The sequence below is a fragment of the Pseudomonas sp. SDO5215_S409 genome, assembly GCF_054071325.1.
Genome location: NZ_JBSVWN010000001.1, coordinates 156344 through 169783, shown reverse-complemented (window position 1 = coordinate 169783; position 13440 = coordinate 156344). Strand labels below are relative to the sequence as shown.

Annotated in this window: 16 protein-coding genes; 11 read left to right on the top strand and 5 right to left on the bottom strand. The window is 64.2% G+C overall.

Annotated features, from left to right (window positions below):
- The first annotated feature begins 2 nt into the window (after positions 1–2).
- Genes gspG through gspM form a run of 7 tightly spaced genes read left to right on the top strand, consistent with a single transcriptional unit; the run spans position 3 to position 4207 of the window.
- Positions 3–458, top strand: coding sequence for a type II secretion system major pseudopilin GspG (gene gspG, locus ACW9H9_RS00510; protein WP_457340996.1), 456 nt, complete (start codon positions 3–5; stop codon positions 456–458).
- Positions 459–461: 3 nt separating this feature from the next.
- Entirely contained in the window at positions 462–929 is a 468-nt protein-coding gene (gspH, locus tag ACW9H9_RS00505; protein ID WP_457340997.1) for a type II secretion system minor pseudopilin GspH, read from the top strand.
- Entirely contained in the window at positions 922–1290 is a 369-nt protein-coding gene (gene gspI, locus ACW9H9_RS00500; RefSeq protein ID WP_457340998.1) for a type II secretion system minor pseudopilin GspI, read from the top strand. The genes gspH and gspI overlap by 8 nt, the downstream gene beginning before the upstream one ends.
- Positions 1283–1813, top strand: a complete 531-nt coding sequence (locus tag ACW9H9_RS00495) for a type II secretion system protein GspJ (protein WP_457340999.1) — start codon at positions 1283–1285, stop codon at positions 1811–1813. The genes gspI and ACW9H9_RS00495 overlap by 8 nt, the downstream gene beginning before the upstream one ends.
- Entirely contained in the window at positions 1810–2658 is an 849-nt protein-coding gene (locus tag ACW9H9_RS00490; RefSeq protein WP_457341000.1) for a general secretion pathway protein GspK, read from the top strand. Before ACW9H9_RS00495 ends, ACW9H9_RS00490 begins: the two co-directional genes overlap by 4 nt.
- On the top strand, positions 2655–3755 hold the full coding sequence (gspL, locus tag ACW9H9_RS00485) for a type II secretion system protein GspL (RefSeq protein ID WP_457341001.1): 1101 nt from the start codon (positions 2655–2657) through the stop codon (positions 3753–3755). Before ACW9H9_RS00490 ends, gspL begins: the two co-directional genes overlap by 4 nt.
- A complete protein-coding gene (gene gspM / locus ACW9H9_RS00480) occupies positions 3752–4207 on the top strand; it encodes a type II secretion system protein GspM (protein WP_457341002.1) in 456 nt (151 codons plus the stop codon). The genes gspL and gspM overlap by 4 nt, the downstream gene beginning before the upstream one ends.
- On the opposite strand, the gene ACW9H9_RS00475 is transcribed toward gspM, so the two are convergent.
- Both ACW9H9_RS00475 and ACW9H9_RS00470 read right to left on the bottom strand, forming a co-directional pair.
- Entirely contained in the window at positions 4208–5674 is a 1467-nt protein-coding gene (locus tag ACW9H9_RS00475) for a HAMP domain-containing sensor histidine kinase (protein WP_457341003.1), read from the bottom strand. It lies immediately after the preceding gene.
- Positions 5671–6381: a response regulator transcription factor gene (locus ACW9H9_RS00470; protein ID WP_457341004.1), complete on the bottom strand. Its 711-nt coding sequence runs from the start codon at positions 6379–6381 to the stop codon at positions 5671–5673. The genes ACW9H9_RS00475 and ACW9H9_RS00470 overlap by 4 nt, the downstream gene beginning before the upstream one ends.
- A 139-nt stretch (positions 6382–6520) precedes the next feature.
- Here ACW9H9_RS00470 and msrB point away from each other — a divergent pair, with 139 nt between their 5' ends.
- From msrB to msrA, 3 genes are read left to right on the top strand one after another with little or no spacing between them, the layout of a single operon-like run.
- Positions 6521–7021, top strand: coding sequence for a peptide-methionine (R)-S-oxide reductase MsrB (gene msrB / locus ACW9H9_RS00465; RefSeq protein WP_457341005.1), 501 nt, complete (start codon positions 6521–6523; stop codon positions 7019–7021).
- Between the two features lie 26 nt (positions 7022–7047).
- Positions 7048–8808 (top strand): cytochrome c biogenesis protein DipZ, encoded by a 1761-nt coding sequence (locus tag ACW9H9_RS00460; RefSeq protein WP_457341006.1) that lies wholly within the window; start codon positions 7048–7050, stop codon positions 8806–8808.
- Positions 8809–8849: 41 nt separating this feature from the next.
- On the top strand, positions 8850–9542 hold the full coding sequence (gene msrA, locus ACW9H9_RS00455; protein ID WP_457341007.1) for a peptide-methionine (S)-S-oxide reductase MsrA: 693 nt from the start codon (positions 8850–8852) through the stop codon (positions 9540–9542).
- A 3-nt stretch (positions 9543–9545) separates the two neighbouring features.
- Here the strand turns inward: msrA and ACW9H9_RS00450 are convergent, their stop codons facing one another.
- The 3 genes from ACW9H9_RS00450 to ACW9H9_RS00440 form a co-directional block, all read right to left on the bottom strand.
- Entirely contained in the window at positions 9546–9974 is a 429-nt protein-coding gene (locus ACW9H9_RS00450) for a nuclear transport factor 2 family protein (RefSeq protein ID WP_457341008.1), read from the bottom strand.
- Between the two features lie 114 nt (positions 9975–10088).
- The gene (locus tag ACW9H9_RS00445) at positions 10089–11039 is read right to left on the bottom strand and encodes an alpha-E domain-containing protein (protein WP_457341009.1); all 951 of its coding nucleotides are present in this window, start codon (positions 11037–11039) and stop codon (positions 10089–10091) included.
- Positions 11040–11042: 3 nt separating this feature from the next.
- Positions 11043–12452 (bottom strand): circularly permuted type 2 ATP-grasp protein, encoded by a 1410-nt coding sequence (locus ACW9H9_RS00440; RefSeq protein WP_457341010.1) that lies wholly within the window; start codon positions 12450–12452, stop codon positions 11043–11045.
- 380 nt (positions 12453–12832) lie between these two features.
- Here ACW9H9_RS00440 and ACW9H9_RS00435 point away from each other — a divergent pair, with 380 nt between their 5' ends.
- The gene (locus tag ACW9H9_RS00435) at positions 12833–13378 is read left to right on the top strand and encodes a hypothetical protein (protein ID WP_457341011.1); all 546 of its coding nucleotides are present in this window, start codon (positions 12833–12835) and stop codon (positions 13376–13378) included.
- Positions 13379–13440 lie beyond the last annotated feature (62 nt).

The window sequence follows — 13440 nt, the reverse complement described above, 5'->3', positions numbered from 1 at the left end:
CTATGCAACTTGTTCCTCGCAACATGCCCCGTGCCCAGCGCGGTTTTACCCTGATCGAAATCATGGTGGTGGTGGTGATCATCGGCATCCTGGGGGCCATTGTGGTGCCGCAGTTCATGAGTCGGCCCGACCAGGCCAAGGTCACCGCCGCGCGCACGGATATCCAGGCCATCGCGACGGCCTTGGAGATGTACCGCCTCGACAATCACAACTACCCGTCGACCCAGCAGGGGCTCGAAGCCCTGGTCAAACGGCCCGTCGGGCAGCCGGTGGCCAGGGGCTGGAACCCGCAGGGGTACTTGAAAAACACACCGACAGACCCGTGGGGCACGCCTTATCAGTACCTCAACCCGGGGCCGCACTCCCAGGATGGCAGCTATGACTTGTATTCCCTGGGCGCCGATGGCGTGGCCGGTGGCGAAGGGTTCGCCGCCGATATCGGTAACTGGGAAGACTGAGGCATGCGCAACGGCTGTCGGGGTTTTACCTTGCTGGAACTGATGATTGTGGTGGTGCTGGTCGGCGTCATGCTTGCCATGGTGAGTTTTGCGGTAGGGCCCAACCCCGCCGGGATCGCCAGGCAGGAGGCCGACGTGATCGCCCGCACGCTCCAGCAGTTGCGTGACCGTGCGGTGCTCGAAGGCCGTGAGTATGGCGTGCGATTGAGCACCGACGGTTACCGCACCGTACGCCTGGACGGGCGCGACTGGCGGCCGGTGACGCCGCTGCGCGCCTGGCCTGCGTCACTCCAGCTGCGCCTTGAACAAGAGGGGCAGTTCGTGAGCCTGGGCCAGGACAGCGGCCCCGCGCAATTGTTGGCGTTGAGCAGCGATGAAACCAGCGAGTTCACCCTGACGTTTTTCATCCGCGACAGAACGCTGCTGCACCTGTCCAGTGACGGCATTGGCCAGGTGGTGATCGATGGCTAAACGTCAACGCGGTTTTACCTTGCTGGAAGTCATGATCGCCCTGGCCGTTTTCGCCACCCTGGGCGCTGCCGTCTTGTCGGCGACGCAGTACGTGCTGAAGCAGCGCGCCGGGTTGCAGGCGCGGGTGGTTGCGACTTGGGTCGGCGATAACCACCTGACCGAGTTGCGGCTGTTACCTGCGCTAGGCGTGGGCGAAAAACAGCAACGGGTGCAGATGGATCAGCGCGTGTGGCAGGTGCGCCAGCGCGTCAGCCCGGCCAGCGACGTGCGCCTGCTCCAGGTCGATCTGTACGTGGCCGAGCAAGGGCACGACTACCCGCTGTACCAGACCCGCGCCTGGATCGCCAAGCCGCATGAATAAGCAGGCCGGCTTCACCCTGTTGGAAATGGTAATCGCCATGGCGATTTTTGCACTGTTGGGGCTGGCCAGCTGGGGGCTGTTCGACGGCCTGGTGCGTGTGCAGCGTAACGGAACAGGCCATGACCTCGCGTTCAGAAACCTGCAGCGGGCAGTGGCGCTTATCGAATGGGATGTGCTGCACGTGACTGAGCAACCCCTGGTGGTTCGGCACGATAGCCTGCAGCTGCAGCGCAGTAACTGGCGCAACCCCCTGGATCAGCCCCGCAGCAAGCGCCAGCACCTGACCTACCGCGTGGAGAACCAGGTGCTGTGGCGCGAAAGCCTGGGCGAGGGCCAGCAGCGCGTGCAGCAGCAAAAAGTGCTCGACGGTGTGCAGCGCCTGAGTTGGCGTGTGTACTACCGCTCTGCCGGCTGGCGAAGCGAAAGCCTGGCCGAGGAGCCTATGGCCCTGGAGGTGCAGCTGAGCGTGGGCCGTTTCGAGGCCATTCGCCGGGTGATGTTATTGCCGGGTGGGTTGCAGTGAGAAAACGTCAGAGCGGTGTCGCGTTAATCAGTGTGTTGTTGATCATGAGCCTGGCGGTGCTGATGGTCGGCGGGCTGTTGCGCGGCCATCGCCTGTTGCTGCAAGGCAGCGGGCAGCACCTGAACCAGGTGGGGTTGCGCCAATTGGTCGTGGCCGGTGAAACCTGGGGGCTGTCGCTGTTGACCGACGCGGTGCAGGCGCAGCACAAAACCGTTGACCTGACACAGGCGTGGGCGACCACACCGCCAGGCTTTGCCAGCGACGATGCGCAGGTGCAGGTCTTGATTGAAGACCTCGCCGGGCGTTTCAACCTTAATGCCCTGCTGACACCGGGCAAGATCGACCCGGTCACCCTGGGCCGTTGGCAGCGCCTGCAAGAGCAGCTTGGCCTTGGCGAACTGCAGCTGCCCCAGGTGGGTGAGCTGCGTGAGCTGAGCCAACTGCGGCTGTTGCCGGGTGTCGATTGGCAGACGCTGCGCCAGCTCGAGCCCTGGGTCGCGTTCCTGCCCCCGCAGGCCGCGCTGAACATCAACACGGCGTCGGTGCAGGTGCTGCAAACACTGGACGGCGTCGACGCCAAGCTCGCCCAGACGCTGGCGCGTCAACGCCGCCTGACGGCCTGGCCCAGCGTGCAGGCCTTTACCCGTGATCCGTTGCTCGACGGCATCGGGTTGAGCAGCCATGGGCTGGGCGTGAACAGCCGGTGGTATCGGATGACGGTCCAGGTCAGCCTGGGGCCGCGCACGTTACGGGCGGCCACCGATGTCGAACTGGACCCCAAAACCCGGCGCCTGAGCGTTCGGCAACGCCTTATTCTTCCTTCGATTGACGAGATACCGCGATGAGCCCAAGGCTTTATCTGACCGCCGAGGGCCTTACGGCGTTTTCGGCCCACTGGCCTTGCCTGCTCTTGGGTGAGCTGCCTGAGCCGATGACATTGGCCGACGCTGCGCACGCCCTGGGCGAGCAGACGGTGGAGTTGTTGTTGCCGATGGAGCTGTGCAGTTGGGTACGGACCGAACCCTGGCCCTCCCGGCGCCACCCCGGTGCGCAGGCCATTGCCTTTGCGGTGGAGGAGCACTTGAGTGAAGCGCTGGAAGACCTGCACCTGGGGGTGGGGGCGCGTGATTCGGCGGGCTGCTACCCCGTGATGGTGATTGGGCGGCAACGGTTTGCGGCGTTGCTCGCCTTGATGGACGAGGTCGGTATTAACGTGGGTGCGGTGTTTGTCGATGCCGACGTGTTGCCGGGGGAGCAACCGCTGGGCGTTCGGTGGTGTGGGCGCTGGGTGCTGGGCGCGGGGCTGGCGGCGCGTGTGGCGCTGTCGGATGAGGGCGTCAGCCTGCTGGCGTCGGCGTTGCCTGACGACCTGCACTGGTTGGACGAACGCCAGGAGGCGGCGCACATCACCGGCTTGTTCAGCGCTAAAGCGGGGCACGCGATCGACCTGCGCACCGGCGCATTTGCCCGGCGCCGCCGCCGCTTGCCTTGGCGCCTGGCGGGCCTGTCAATGTTGCTGCTGGTGCTGTTGACCGGGGTGGGCTACGAGTCACGCGTGCGCTTTATACAGCAGCAAACCCAGGCGCTGGCGGCGCTCAACGAGCAGCGCTTCAAGGCCATGTATCCCGACCAGCCCCGGGTCGCCGCGCTTTGGACCCAACTCAAGGCATTGCAAACACGTACCCATGAGCCGCGTCACACGCATATCGCACGGCTGGTGAGCCTGGTGGAGCGCGTGATCGGGGCCAGTGACGTGGACGTTCAGCGCGTGGAATTTCGCCAGGGCGAGGGCTGGAAGGTGCAACTGACGGCCAGCAGTTTTGCAACGCTTGAGCAACTGCGTGAACGCGGGCGGCAACACGGCCTGCCGGTGCGGCTCGACAGCGCCAGCCAGCAACATCAACGGGTGCATGCCACCCTGGTACTGGAGGAGGGCGCATGAAACAGGCCGTGGTAAAGGGCGCGCTGGAGCGCTGGCAGCGATGGTCCCGGCGTGAGCGCGCGCTGGTGTCGGCGACCGGCGTGTGCCTGCTGGGGGCGCTGGCGTTCAGCCTGGTCTGGCAGCCCGCCGTGCAACGCCTGGCCAGCAGTGAACTGCACTACCAGCAGCAATTGACCCTCCAAGCCCAATTGCAGCAGGCACAGCCACGCCGTACGCCCGCAACAGGGGCGGGGCAACCACTGCCGCTGCGGGTGAGTGAAAGTGCGGCGGCGGCAAGCCTTGAGATCTCGCAGATGGACGCCGAAGGCGAGGCCGTGCGCCTGACCCTCAGCGGTCATCCCCAGGCGTTGTTGTCGTGGCTGGACCTGATGGAGCGCCAGGGCCAGGCGCTGCAATCGCTGACCCTGGAAAAACACGAAAACCGCCTGCTGGCCCGGGTGGTTCTGCGTTAGTCAGCGCACGGTGGCCTGGGTGGGCAGGGCAAAGCTGAACGTTGCGCCCCTGTCGGGTACGTCCACCAGGCGAATCTCCTGGCCATGCAATTGCAAAATCCGGTGCACGATGCGCAACCCCAACCCACCGTCACGGCGCGCCCCGCCAATGGTAAAGGCACGCAGGAACAGCCCTTCGCGCAGCCCCGCATCGATGCCCGGGCCGCTGTCGCCGACCGTGATGTGTACGCGATCGGCCTTGAGCGCGACGGCAATCTCGATATCGCCCTTTAGCGGCGTATGGCGCAGGGCGTTGTCCAGCAGGTTGGTCAGCACCCGTTCGATCAGGCCGAGGTCGGCGTACACCGTGGGCACCGAGGGCGGCAGGCTGGCCGTGAGGGTGATGGCGCGCGCTTCGGCGGTCAGTTCGAACTTCTGGAAGATGTCTTGCACTAGGTCCGGCAGGGAAAACCCTTCGATCACCGGCTGCACAAACCCGTGTTCCAGGCGCACCAGCTCCAGCAGTGATTGGGCCAGGCCGCCGACCTTGCGGCTTTGGTCCAGCGCAATGCCCAGGTAGCGGCGACGCTCGTCCGGGCTCAGGCTGGCGTCCTTGAGTGACAGGGTTTCCAGGTAGCCGTGCAGCGACGCGAGCGGGGTGCGCAGGTCGTGGGAGATATTGGCGACCATCTCCCGGCGCTCCTGGTCCTGGTGGGTGATGGCCCGCCATTGTTCGCCCAGGCGGGTTTCCATCTGGCCGAAGGCGTGGCCCAGCACGGCGATTTCATCCTGGCTCGACACGCTGGCTGGCGCAGGCGGGGGCGCTTTGGGCGCGCCGTTGATATCGAACTGGCCGACCTTTTCGGTGAGCTGGCGCAGCGGGCGGGTGATCCAGGCAAACGCGGCCAGGCCCGCCAGCAGGCAGAGCAGGGCGACGAGGGCGATGGACCACAGGGCAATATTCAACGCCACGCTGGTGGCGTCTTGCGCGTCAAACACATCGTGGGCTTCACCCAGCAGCACCACGTACAAAAAGCCGGTCTGGCGACCATTGGCTTGCAGGGGCGCGGCGCTGAACACCTTCATGCCGCTGGGGCTGCGCGGGTCGTCGCCGACGATGGGCAGGCGCGCACCGCTGAGAAAGCGCCGCACCGGCTCCAGGTTGACCTGCTCGCGGCGCAAGTGCCCGGCGGGCGCGGCGTTGCCCACCACGCGCCCGTCGATATCCAGCAGGTACACCTCGACACTGGGGTTGACCAGCATCAATTGGCTGAACAGGTTGCGGACCGCGTCCGGCTTGAGGCCGTCGGCGTCCATCAATTGAGTGTCGCGGGCAATGTGCGCGGCCAGGTCGCGGGACAGGCCCTGTACCACTTCCAGCTCGTGCATGCGGTTGGAGCGCACTTGCAGCCACGCCGAGGTGCCGCTGCAAATCAGCAGCAACACGGCAAACACCAGCGACAGGCGCTGCGTGAGGGTGAGTCTCATGCTTGTTGCTCGGCAAATTTATAGCCGCGCCCCCACACTGTGAGGATGCGCGCGGGGTTGGCGGGGTCGGTTTCGACCTTGGCGCGCAGGCGGTTGATGTGGGTGTTGACCGTGTGCTCGTAGCCTTCATGGCTATAGCCCCAGACGGCGTTGAGCAGGTCCATGCGCGAAAACACCGTGCCCGGCTGGCGGGCAAAGAAATACAGCAGGTCGAATTCCCGGGGGGTAAGGTCCAGGCGCTGGCCCGCCAGGGTGGCTTCGCGGGTGAGCGGGTTGATGAACAGCGGCCCGAGGTCGAGGCTGCCCGCGTCCATTTTCAGGTTGCGGGCCATGGCGTCCACCCGGCGCAGCAGCGCCTTGACCCGCGCCACCAGCTCGGACATCGAGAACGGCTTGGCCAGGTAGTCATCGGCGCCCAGCTCCAGGCCGAGGATGCGGTGCATCTCGCTGGAGCGCGCACTGGTGATGATGATCGGGGTGTAGCGCACCATGGCGCGGGCGCGGCGGCAGATCTCCAGGCCGTCCACGCCGGGCAGCATCAGGTCCAGGATCAGCGCGTCCCAACCGCCTTGTTCCAACAGTTTCAGGGCCTCGTTGCCGTCGGCGCTGTGCACCACGGTGAAGCGTTCGTCACGCAGGTGCAGGCAGATCAGGTCGGCAATGTGGGCGTCGTCCTCGACGACCAGGACTCGTTTGGGCTGATCCATATTCAACAACCTGTTTAGTGAATGCGCGCATTGTGCGGGTTTTGCTGCGCTGGAGTTATCACGAATTGTTTAAGTGTACGTGAGGATTTCGCGACCCGCCGTGCGCCAGGATGGGCACATTACAAACAAGGAGAACGCCATGCACTCACGTCGACAGATACTCCTGGCCGGTGGCGGCCTCGGGGTGGCCCTGCTGGCCGGTGGCCTGCTGAAGAAAATCAACCTGATCAGCGAGGTCCAGGCCGCCGAAACCTTCGAGGTGAACCACACCCAGGCCGAGTGGCAGCAACTGCTGGGCGCCGACCGCTACGAGATCCTGCGTGAGGAGGGCACCGAACGTCCCTACAGCAGCGCGCTCAACGATGAACACCGCGACGGCACGTTTGCCTGCGCCGGGTGTGCGTTGCCGCTGTTTTCCTCGGCCACCAAGTTCAACAGCCACACCGGCTGGCCGAGCTTCTGGCAGCCACTGGACAACGCCGTGGCCAGCCACACCGACACCTCCTATGGCGTGGTGCGCACGGAAATCCACTGCCGCCGCTGCGGCGGGCACCAAGGGCATGTGTTTGATGACGGCCCGCAACCGACCGGCCTGCGTTACTGCATGAATGGCCTGGCGATGACGTTTACTGCGGCCTGAGCCGTCTATTTCATAAGGACTTTTTTATGTGGCTCTTGATTCTTTCGTACTTGGGCGGCGTGTTGACCATCGTCAGCCCGTGCATCCTGCCGGTGTTGCCGTTTGTGTTCGCCCGCACCGGGCAGCCGTTCGTGCGCAGCGGCTTGCCGTTACTGTTGGGCATGGCCGTGACCTTTGCCGCCGTCGCCTCGCTGGCCGCGGTGGGCGGCGGTTGGGTGGTGCAACTCAACCAATACGGGCGCTGGCTGGCGCTGGTGTTTGTCGCTTTGTTCGGGCTGACGCTGCTGCTGCCGCAACTGTCCGAACGCCTGACACGGCCTCTGGTGGCCGCGGGCAGTCGCCTGTCGGAAGCCGCCGGGGTGGATTCACGGCCACGTCCGGGGGCGTCGTTCATGATCGGCGTGGCCACCGGCTTGCTGTGGGCGCCGTGCGCCGGGCCGATCCTGGGGCTGGTGTTGACGGGCGCGGCGTTGCAAGGCGCCAGCGTGGGCACCACCTTGCTGCTGCTGGCGTATGCGGCCGGTGCGGCCACTTCCCTGGCCTTGGCGCTGCTGGTGGGCGGCAAGGTGTTTGGCCTGATGAAACGTTCGCTGGGTGCCGGTGAATGGGTCCGTCGCGGGTTGGGTGCCTTGATGCTGGCCGGTGTTGCCGCCATTGCGTTGGGCTTGGACACCGGCGTGTTGGCGCGTTTCTCCACCGCTTCCACCGGCGGCCTTGAGCAACGGCTGGTCGACCACCTGACCGCCAAACCCGAACCCAAGGACGGCGCGATGATGGCTGGTGGGGCGATGATGATGGCGGCCGACCACAATGAAACCCTGCCGGTGGAAGGCACATTGCCGTCCCTGGACGGTGCGGTGCAGTGGCTCAACTCCGAACCGCTGACCGCCGAAGGGCTCAAGGGCAAGGTGGTGCTGGTGGATTTCTGGACCTACTCGTGCATCAACTGCCTGCGCTCGCTGCCGTACGTCAAGGCCTGGGCCGACAAGTACCGCGATCAGGGCTTGGTGGTGATTGGTGTGCATGCACCGGAATTTGCCTTTGAACGCGACGTCAACAACGTCACCAAGGCCATGAAAGACCTGGGCATCACTTACCCGGTGGCCATCGACAACAACTACAAGATCTGGCGCGCCTTCAATAACCAGTACTGGCCCGCCCACTACTTCGTCGACGCCAAGGGCCAGATTCGCTACCACCACTTTGGCGAGGGCGAATACCCCGAGTCCGAGCGGGTGATCCAGCAGTTGCTGCGTGAAGCCGGTCACACCAACGTCGCAGGCGGCCTGATCAACGCTGACGCCAAGGGCGTGGAGCAGGCACCCGACATGGGCGCCGTGCAATCGCCGGAAACCTACCTGGGCTTCCAGCGCGCCGAGAACTTCGTGTCCAGCGGCACGCTGGTCACCGACAAAGTGGCGACTTACCCGGCCGCTGGCAGCCTGGCCCTCAACAACTGGACCCTGGAAGGCCAATGGAACGTCGGCGGCCAGCAGGCCACCGTGGCGGCGGCCAACGGCAAGATCGTCTACCGCTTCCACGCCCGTGACCTGCACCTGGTGCTGGGCCCGGGCGCCGACGGCAAGCCGGTGCGCTTCAAGGTCATGGTGGACGGCCAGGCGCCGGGCGATGCCCACGGCAGCGACGTGGCGCCCGATGGCAGCGGCACCGTGACCGAGCAACGTCTGTATCAACTGGTGCGTCAACCCGGTGCCGTGCAGGACCGAACCTTCAGCATCGAGTTCCTGGACCCGAACGCGGCGGCCTACGCCTTCACGTTTGGCTGATTGATGCGCAACCCCCGATCTGTTGTTGAGGAGTCAATTCGATGAAAATTCTCAGGTATTTACCGGTAGTGGCCTTGGCCGCTTTTGTGGGCCAAAGCTCGGCGTTTTCCTTTGGCTCGTCCGAGGACGCGGTGAGCATCGCGCCACCTGCGCTGGACCTGCCGAGCGACGGCAAACTGCAAACGGCGGTGTTCGCCGGGGGCTGCTTCTGGGGTGTGCAGGGCGTGTTCCAGCATGTGCAAGGCGTCAAGAACGCCGTGTCGGGTTACGACGGCGGCGCACCCAGCACCGCCCAGTACGAAAGCGTCAGTGACGGCGATACCGGCCATGCCGAGTCCGTCTCGGTCACGTACGACCCCAGCAAGGTCAGCTACGGCAAGCTGTTGCAGATCTATTTTTCGGTGGCCCACAACCCCACCGAACTCAACCGCCAGGGCCCGGACACCGGCACCCAGTACCGCTCGGCGATCTTTGCGCAAAATGCCGAGCAGCAAAAGGTCGCCCAGGCCTACATCGCCCAGCTCGACGCGGCAAAGTCCTTTGACAAGCCCATCGTGACCCGTATCGAGATGGGCAAGACGTTCTACCCGGCCGAGTCCTATCACCAGGACTTCCTGACGCAAAACCCGACCTACCCGTACATCGTGATCAACGACCTGCCGAAGGTGGCCAGCCTTAAACAGCTGTTCCCCGACCAGTACCGGGCGGAGCCGGTGCTGGTGAAAAACCAGTAAGCCTCAGCCGCGCGCCTGGGCCAGGTAAGGGGCCAGGCGCCGGCCCATTTCCTCACCCAGGGCCTGCAGCCCGCTCAAGGGGCGGACCATCACTTCAAACTCGATGATCTGCCCCTGCTCGTTGAAGCGAATCAGGTCGATGCCCTTGAGCTGCTTGTCGCCCACCCGGGCACTGAACTCCAGCACCACGCTGTGACCGTCGGCGGTGGCCAGTTCGCGGTGGTAGGTGAAGTCCTCGAACACTTGGATAACGGTATTGAGAATCATCGACACCACCGGCGCGCCGGGGTAGGGCGTATGGGCCATGGGCGAGCGGAACACCGCGTCGGGGGCCAGCAGTTCGGGGAGGGCGCTCAAGTCGCGCTGGGCAAGCATGGCGTGCCAGCGTCGCAGGGTGTGTGCAGCGGCAGGGGTCAGGGAAAGGTCGGACATGGTCTGGGCCTGTTCTTGTCGGTGAGCGCCCAACATAAAAGCGCTGGGCGCGCCGATCAATGACCCAAACTGACAGAATCCTGCCCTAGGCGTACACGCCGGGCAGGCAACACGCTAGACCACTTCCAGGTACGAGCTGTGTATCGCCCGGGCCAGTTCGCGCACGGTTTCGATAAATTCCGTCAAGCGGCTATGCAGCCCGTCTTCCAGGATTTCTTCGATGCCGGTGTAGCGCAGCCGTGCTTCGAACTCTGCCGCCAACCGCTGCGCGGCGCGGCCGTAGCTGCCCGGCAAGCCTGCCAGGATCTGGTTCAGCTCTTCGATGCACGCGTGCAACGAGCGGGGCACGTCGCTGCGCAGCAGCAACAGCTCCGACACCGAGCGGGCGTTCAGCGCATTCGGGTACAGCTCGGTATAGGCCTCGAACGACGACAACGCGCGCAACAACGCGCTCCACTGGTAGTAGCCGCGTGCCGACAGGTCGCTGACTTCTTCGGACTCCTCGCCAAACATTTCGTAGCGCGCATCCAGCAGGCGCAGGGTGTTGTCTGCCCGTTCGACAAAGGTGCCCAGGCGGATGAACCGGTAGGCGTCGTTGCGCATGATGGTGCCCGACGTGGCGCCGCGAAACAGGTGCGAGCGCTGCTTGACCCAGTCACAGAAGTGGCTGATGCCATGCCGCGCCAACCCACCGGCGGCGATGCTGCGCATTTCCAGCCAGGTGGCGTTGAGGTTTTCCCACATGTCGGCGGTGATACGCCCGCGTACCGCATGGGCGTTGCCCCGCGCGGCGCGCAGGCAGTTGTAGATGCTGGCCGGGTTCTCTGCATCCAGGGCAAAGAAGTGCAGCATGCGTTCGGCGTCCAGTTGTTGGTGGCGCTCAAGGTAGCTGTCCAGGGTGCCGCTGCTGAGCAACGACATGGCCAGTTCGTCCAGCCCGTCGCTGCGCCCGGCCTGGGGCATCAACGACAGCGAATAACTGACTTCCAGCATGCGCGCCAGGTTTTCGGCGCGTTCCAGGTAACGGGACATCCAGTACAGATCTGCGGCGGTTCTACTCAGCATGATTCAGCCCTCCACCACCCAGGTGTCCTTGGTTCCGCCGCCTTGCGACGAGTTGACGATCAATGAGCCTTCCTTGAGTGCCACGCGGGTCAGGCCACCGGGCACCAGGCGGGTTTCCTTGCCCGAGAGCACAAAGGGGCGCAGGTCGATATGCCGGGGTGCGATGCCGTTTTCGACAAAGGTCGGGCAGGTGGACAGGCTCAAGGTCGGCTGGGCGATGTAGGCGTGCGGGCGGGCCTTGATGCGTTGGCGGAAGTCCTCGATTTCGGCCGCGCTGGCGGCGGGGCCGACCAGCATGCCGTAGCCGCCGGAGCCCTGGGTTTCCTTGACCACCAATTGCGGCAGGTTGGCCAGTACGTGGGACAACTCGTCGGGCTTGCGGCACTGGAAGGTCGGCACGTTTTGCAGCACCGGTTCTTCATTGAGGTAAAAACGGATCATGTCCGGCACGTAGGGGTAGATGGACTTGTCGTCCGCAACCCCGGTGCCGATGGCATTGGCCAGCACCACGTTGCCCGCGCAGTACGCCGCGACCAGGCCGGGCACGCCGAGCATCGAGTCGGGGCGGAACGCCTGCGGGTCGAGGAACGCGTCGTCGATGCGCCGGTAAATCACGTCCACCGGCTTGGGCCCGTCGGTGGTGCGCATGAACACCTTGAGGTCGTGCACGAACAGGTCGGCACCCTCGACCAGTTCCACGCCCATTTCCCGGGCCAGGAAGGCGTGTTCGAAAAACGCGCTGTTGAAGCGGCCTGGGGTCAGCACCACCACGTTGGGGTTGTCCAGGCGGCTGGAGCTTTTCAGGGTCTTGAGCAGCAGGTTGGGGTAGTGGTCCACCGGCGCGATGCGCTGCTTGGCGAACACTTCGGGGAACAGGCGCATCATCATTTTGCGGTCTTCGAGCATGTAGCTCACGCCGCTGGGGGTGCGCAGGTTGTCTTCCAGCACGTAATACGTGCCGTCGCCATCGCGTACCAGGTCCACGCCCGAGACGTGCGAATAGATGTCCCGGTGCAGGTCCAGGCCGACCATCGCCTTTTGGTAACCCTCGTTGCCCAGCACCTGGTCGGCGGGAATGATCCCGGCCTTGATGATGCGCTGGTCGTGGTAGATGTCGGCAAGGAACAGGTTCAGCGCTTGCACACGCTGGATACAGCCGCGCTCGATCATGCTCCATTCGCTGGCAGGAATGCTGCGCGGGATGATGTCGAAGGGGATCAGGCGCTCGGTGTCCTGTTCGTCACCGTACAAGGTGAAGGTGATGCCGGCACGGTGAAACAGCAGGTCGGCTTCACGGCGGCGCTGGGCCAGCAGTTCGGGGGGCGTATTGGCCAGCCAGCGGGAGAATTCCTGATAGTGCGCACGGCAAACGCCTTGTGCATCTGTCATTTCGTCAAAGAAAGATCGAGCCATTCCAGTACCTTGTCAGTGCCCGGTGGTCACGCCTTGGGGGCACTGCCGCTTTAGAAAACGCATGTTTTTATGAGCCCGTGGCGTTGGGTGCCAACAGGCCTGGTCCTTACTTTCTTTTGAGGTGCAGATTGTGTCGGGGAGTGACGATTGCTCCTGTATTCACGCGGGGCAGGTGGGTGATTGAAGGAGTAAAGCAATGCCTGTGCCGAAACCCGTTTAGCGCCCCCGAAAGCCGCTGGCGCCACGTTTTTGGCCACCGCTGCCCGCAGGCGGTGCGTGTTATCGGCCGGTGCTGCGCCAAGACGGTGCAGGGCGTCCACTGGAACTTCGGGCGGTGGCGGTTCTTCTAACGGGATTGACCCCTGCGCGGAGCGCCGAACGTGCCCAGAATCATTTCACCGAACACGCCGGAGTCGGCGCTCACCGATCACACCGAACACAGTGCCAAGATCTTTGGCTCGCCCAAGGACCGCCTGGACTTCTACCGGCGCGAGATCCAGTACGAAACCACTATTTTGGCCAACCGCACCGATGCCTATCTAACAGCGCAGTCGTTTCTGGTGATCGCGTTCATTTCCGGCATGGGCAACCTCAACCCCGAGTGGGGCAAGCTGTTTACCCTGCTGGTGCCTGCGTTTCTGGCGACGTTGGGCATCCTCAGCTCCCTGAATGCCTGGCCGGGCATCCGGGCGGCCTATGTGATCATCGATCACTGGCACTACAAGCAAAGCGAACTGCTGCGCAGCGAACCAGTGATGGGCCTGGCCTATGACGAGTCGCCGCTGTTTTCCGAAATGGAGTCGTCCCACAAGGGGTATCGCAAGTCGCTGATGTTTTCCATGCGGGTGCCCTGGCTGTTCATGGTGTTCTGGGTGCTGCTGGGGGCGTATGCGTTTTATATCCAGGTCGACAACCCAGGGTCGTAGGCGCAAACGGAATGAACTTCATGGCCACGCGCAGACCCTTACCTGTACGCAGGCTGCATTTT

Coding starts and splice junctions, on each gene's coding strand:
- gspG (WP_457340996.1), top strand. CDS start 3: ATGCAACTTGTTCCTCGCAACATGCCCCGTGCCCAGCGCGGTTTTACC.
- gspH (WP_457340997.1), top strand. CDS start 462: ATGCGCAACGGCTGTCGGGGTTTTACCTTGCTGGAACTGATGATTGTG.
- gspI (WP_457340998.1), top strand. CDS start 922: ATGGCTAAACGTCAACGCGGTTTTACCTTGCTGGAAGTCATGATCGCC.
- ACW9H9_RS00495 (WP_457340999.1), top strand. CDS start 1,283: ATGAATAAGCAGGCCGGCTTCACCCTGTTGGAAATGGTAATCGCCATG.
- gspL (WP_457341001.1), top strand. CDS start 2,655: ATGAGCCCAAGGCTTTATCTGACCGCCGAGGGCCTTACGGCGTTTTCG.
- gspM (WP_457341002.1), top strand. CDS start 3,752: ATGAAACAGGCCGTGGTAAAGGGCGCGCTGGAGCGCTGGCAGCGATGG.
- ACW9H9_RS00475 (WP_457341003.1), bottom strand. CDS start 5,674: ATGAGACTCACCCTCACGCAGCGCCTGTCGCTGGTGTTTGCCGTGTTG.
- ACW9H9_RS00470 (WP_457341004.1), bottom strand. CDS start 6,381: ATGGATCAGCCCAAACGAGTCCTGGTCGTCGAGGACGACGCCCACATT.
- msrB (WP_457341005.1), top strand. CDS start 6,521: ATGCACTCACGTCGACAGATACTCCTGGCCGGTGGCGGCCTCGGGGTG.
- ACW9H9_RS00460 (WP_457341006.1), top strand. CDS start 7,048: ATGTGGCTCTTGATTCTTTCGTACTTGGGCGGCGTGTTGACCATCGTC.
- msrA (WP_457341007.1), top strand. CDS start 8,850: ATGAAAATTCTCAGGTATTTACCGGTAGTGGCCTTGGCCGCTTTTGTG.
- ACW9H9_RS00450 (WP_457341008.1), bottom strand. CDS start 9,974: ATGTCCGACCTTTCCCTGACCCCTGCCGCTGCACACACCCTGCGACGC.
- ACW9H9_RS00445 (WP_457341009.1), bottom strand. CDS start 11,039: ATGCTGAGTAGAACCGCCGCAGATCTGTACTGGATGTCCCGTTACCTG.
- ACW9H9_RS00440 (WP_457341010.1), bottom strand. CDS start 12,452: ATGGCTCGATCTTTCTTTGACGAAATGACAGATGCACAAGGCGTTTGC.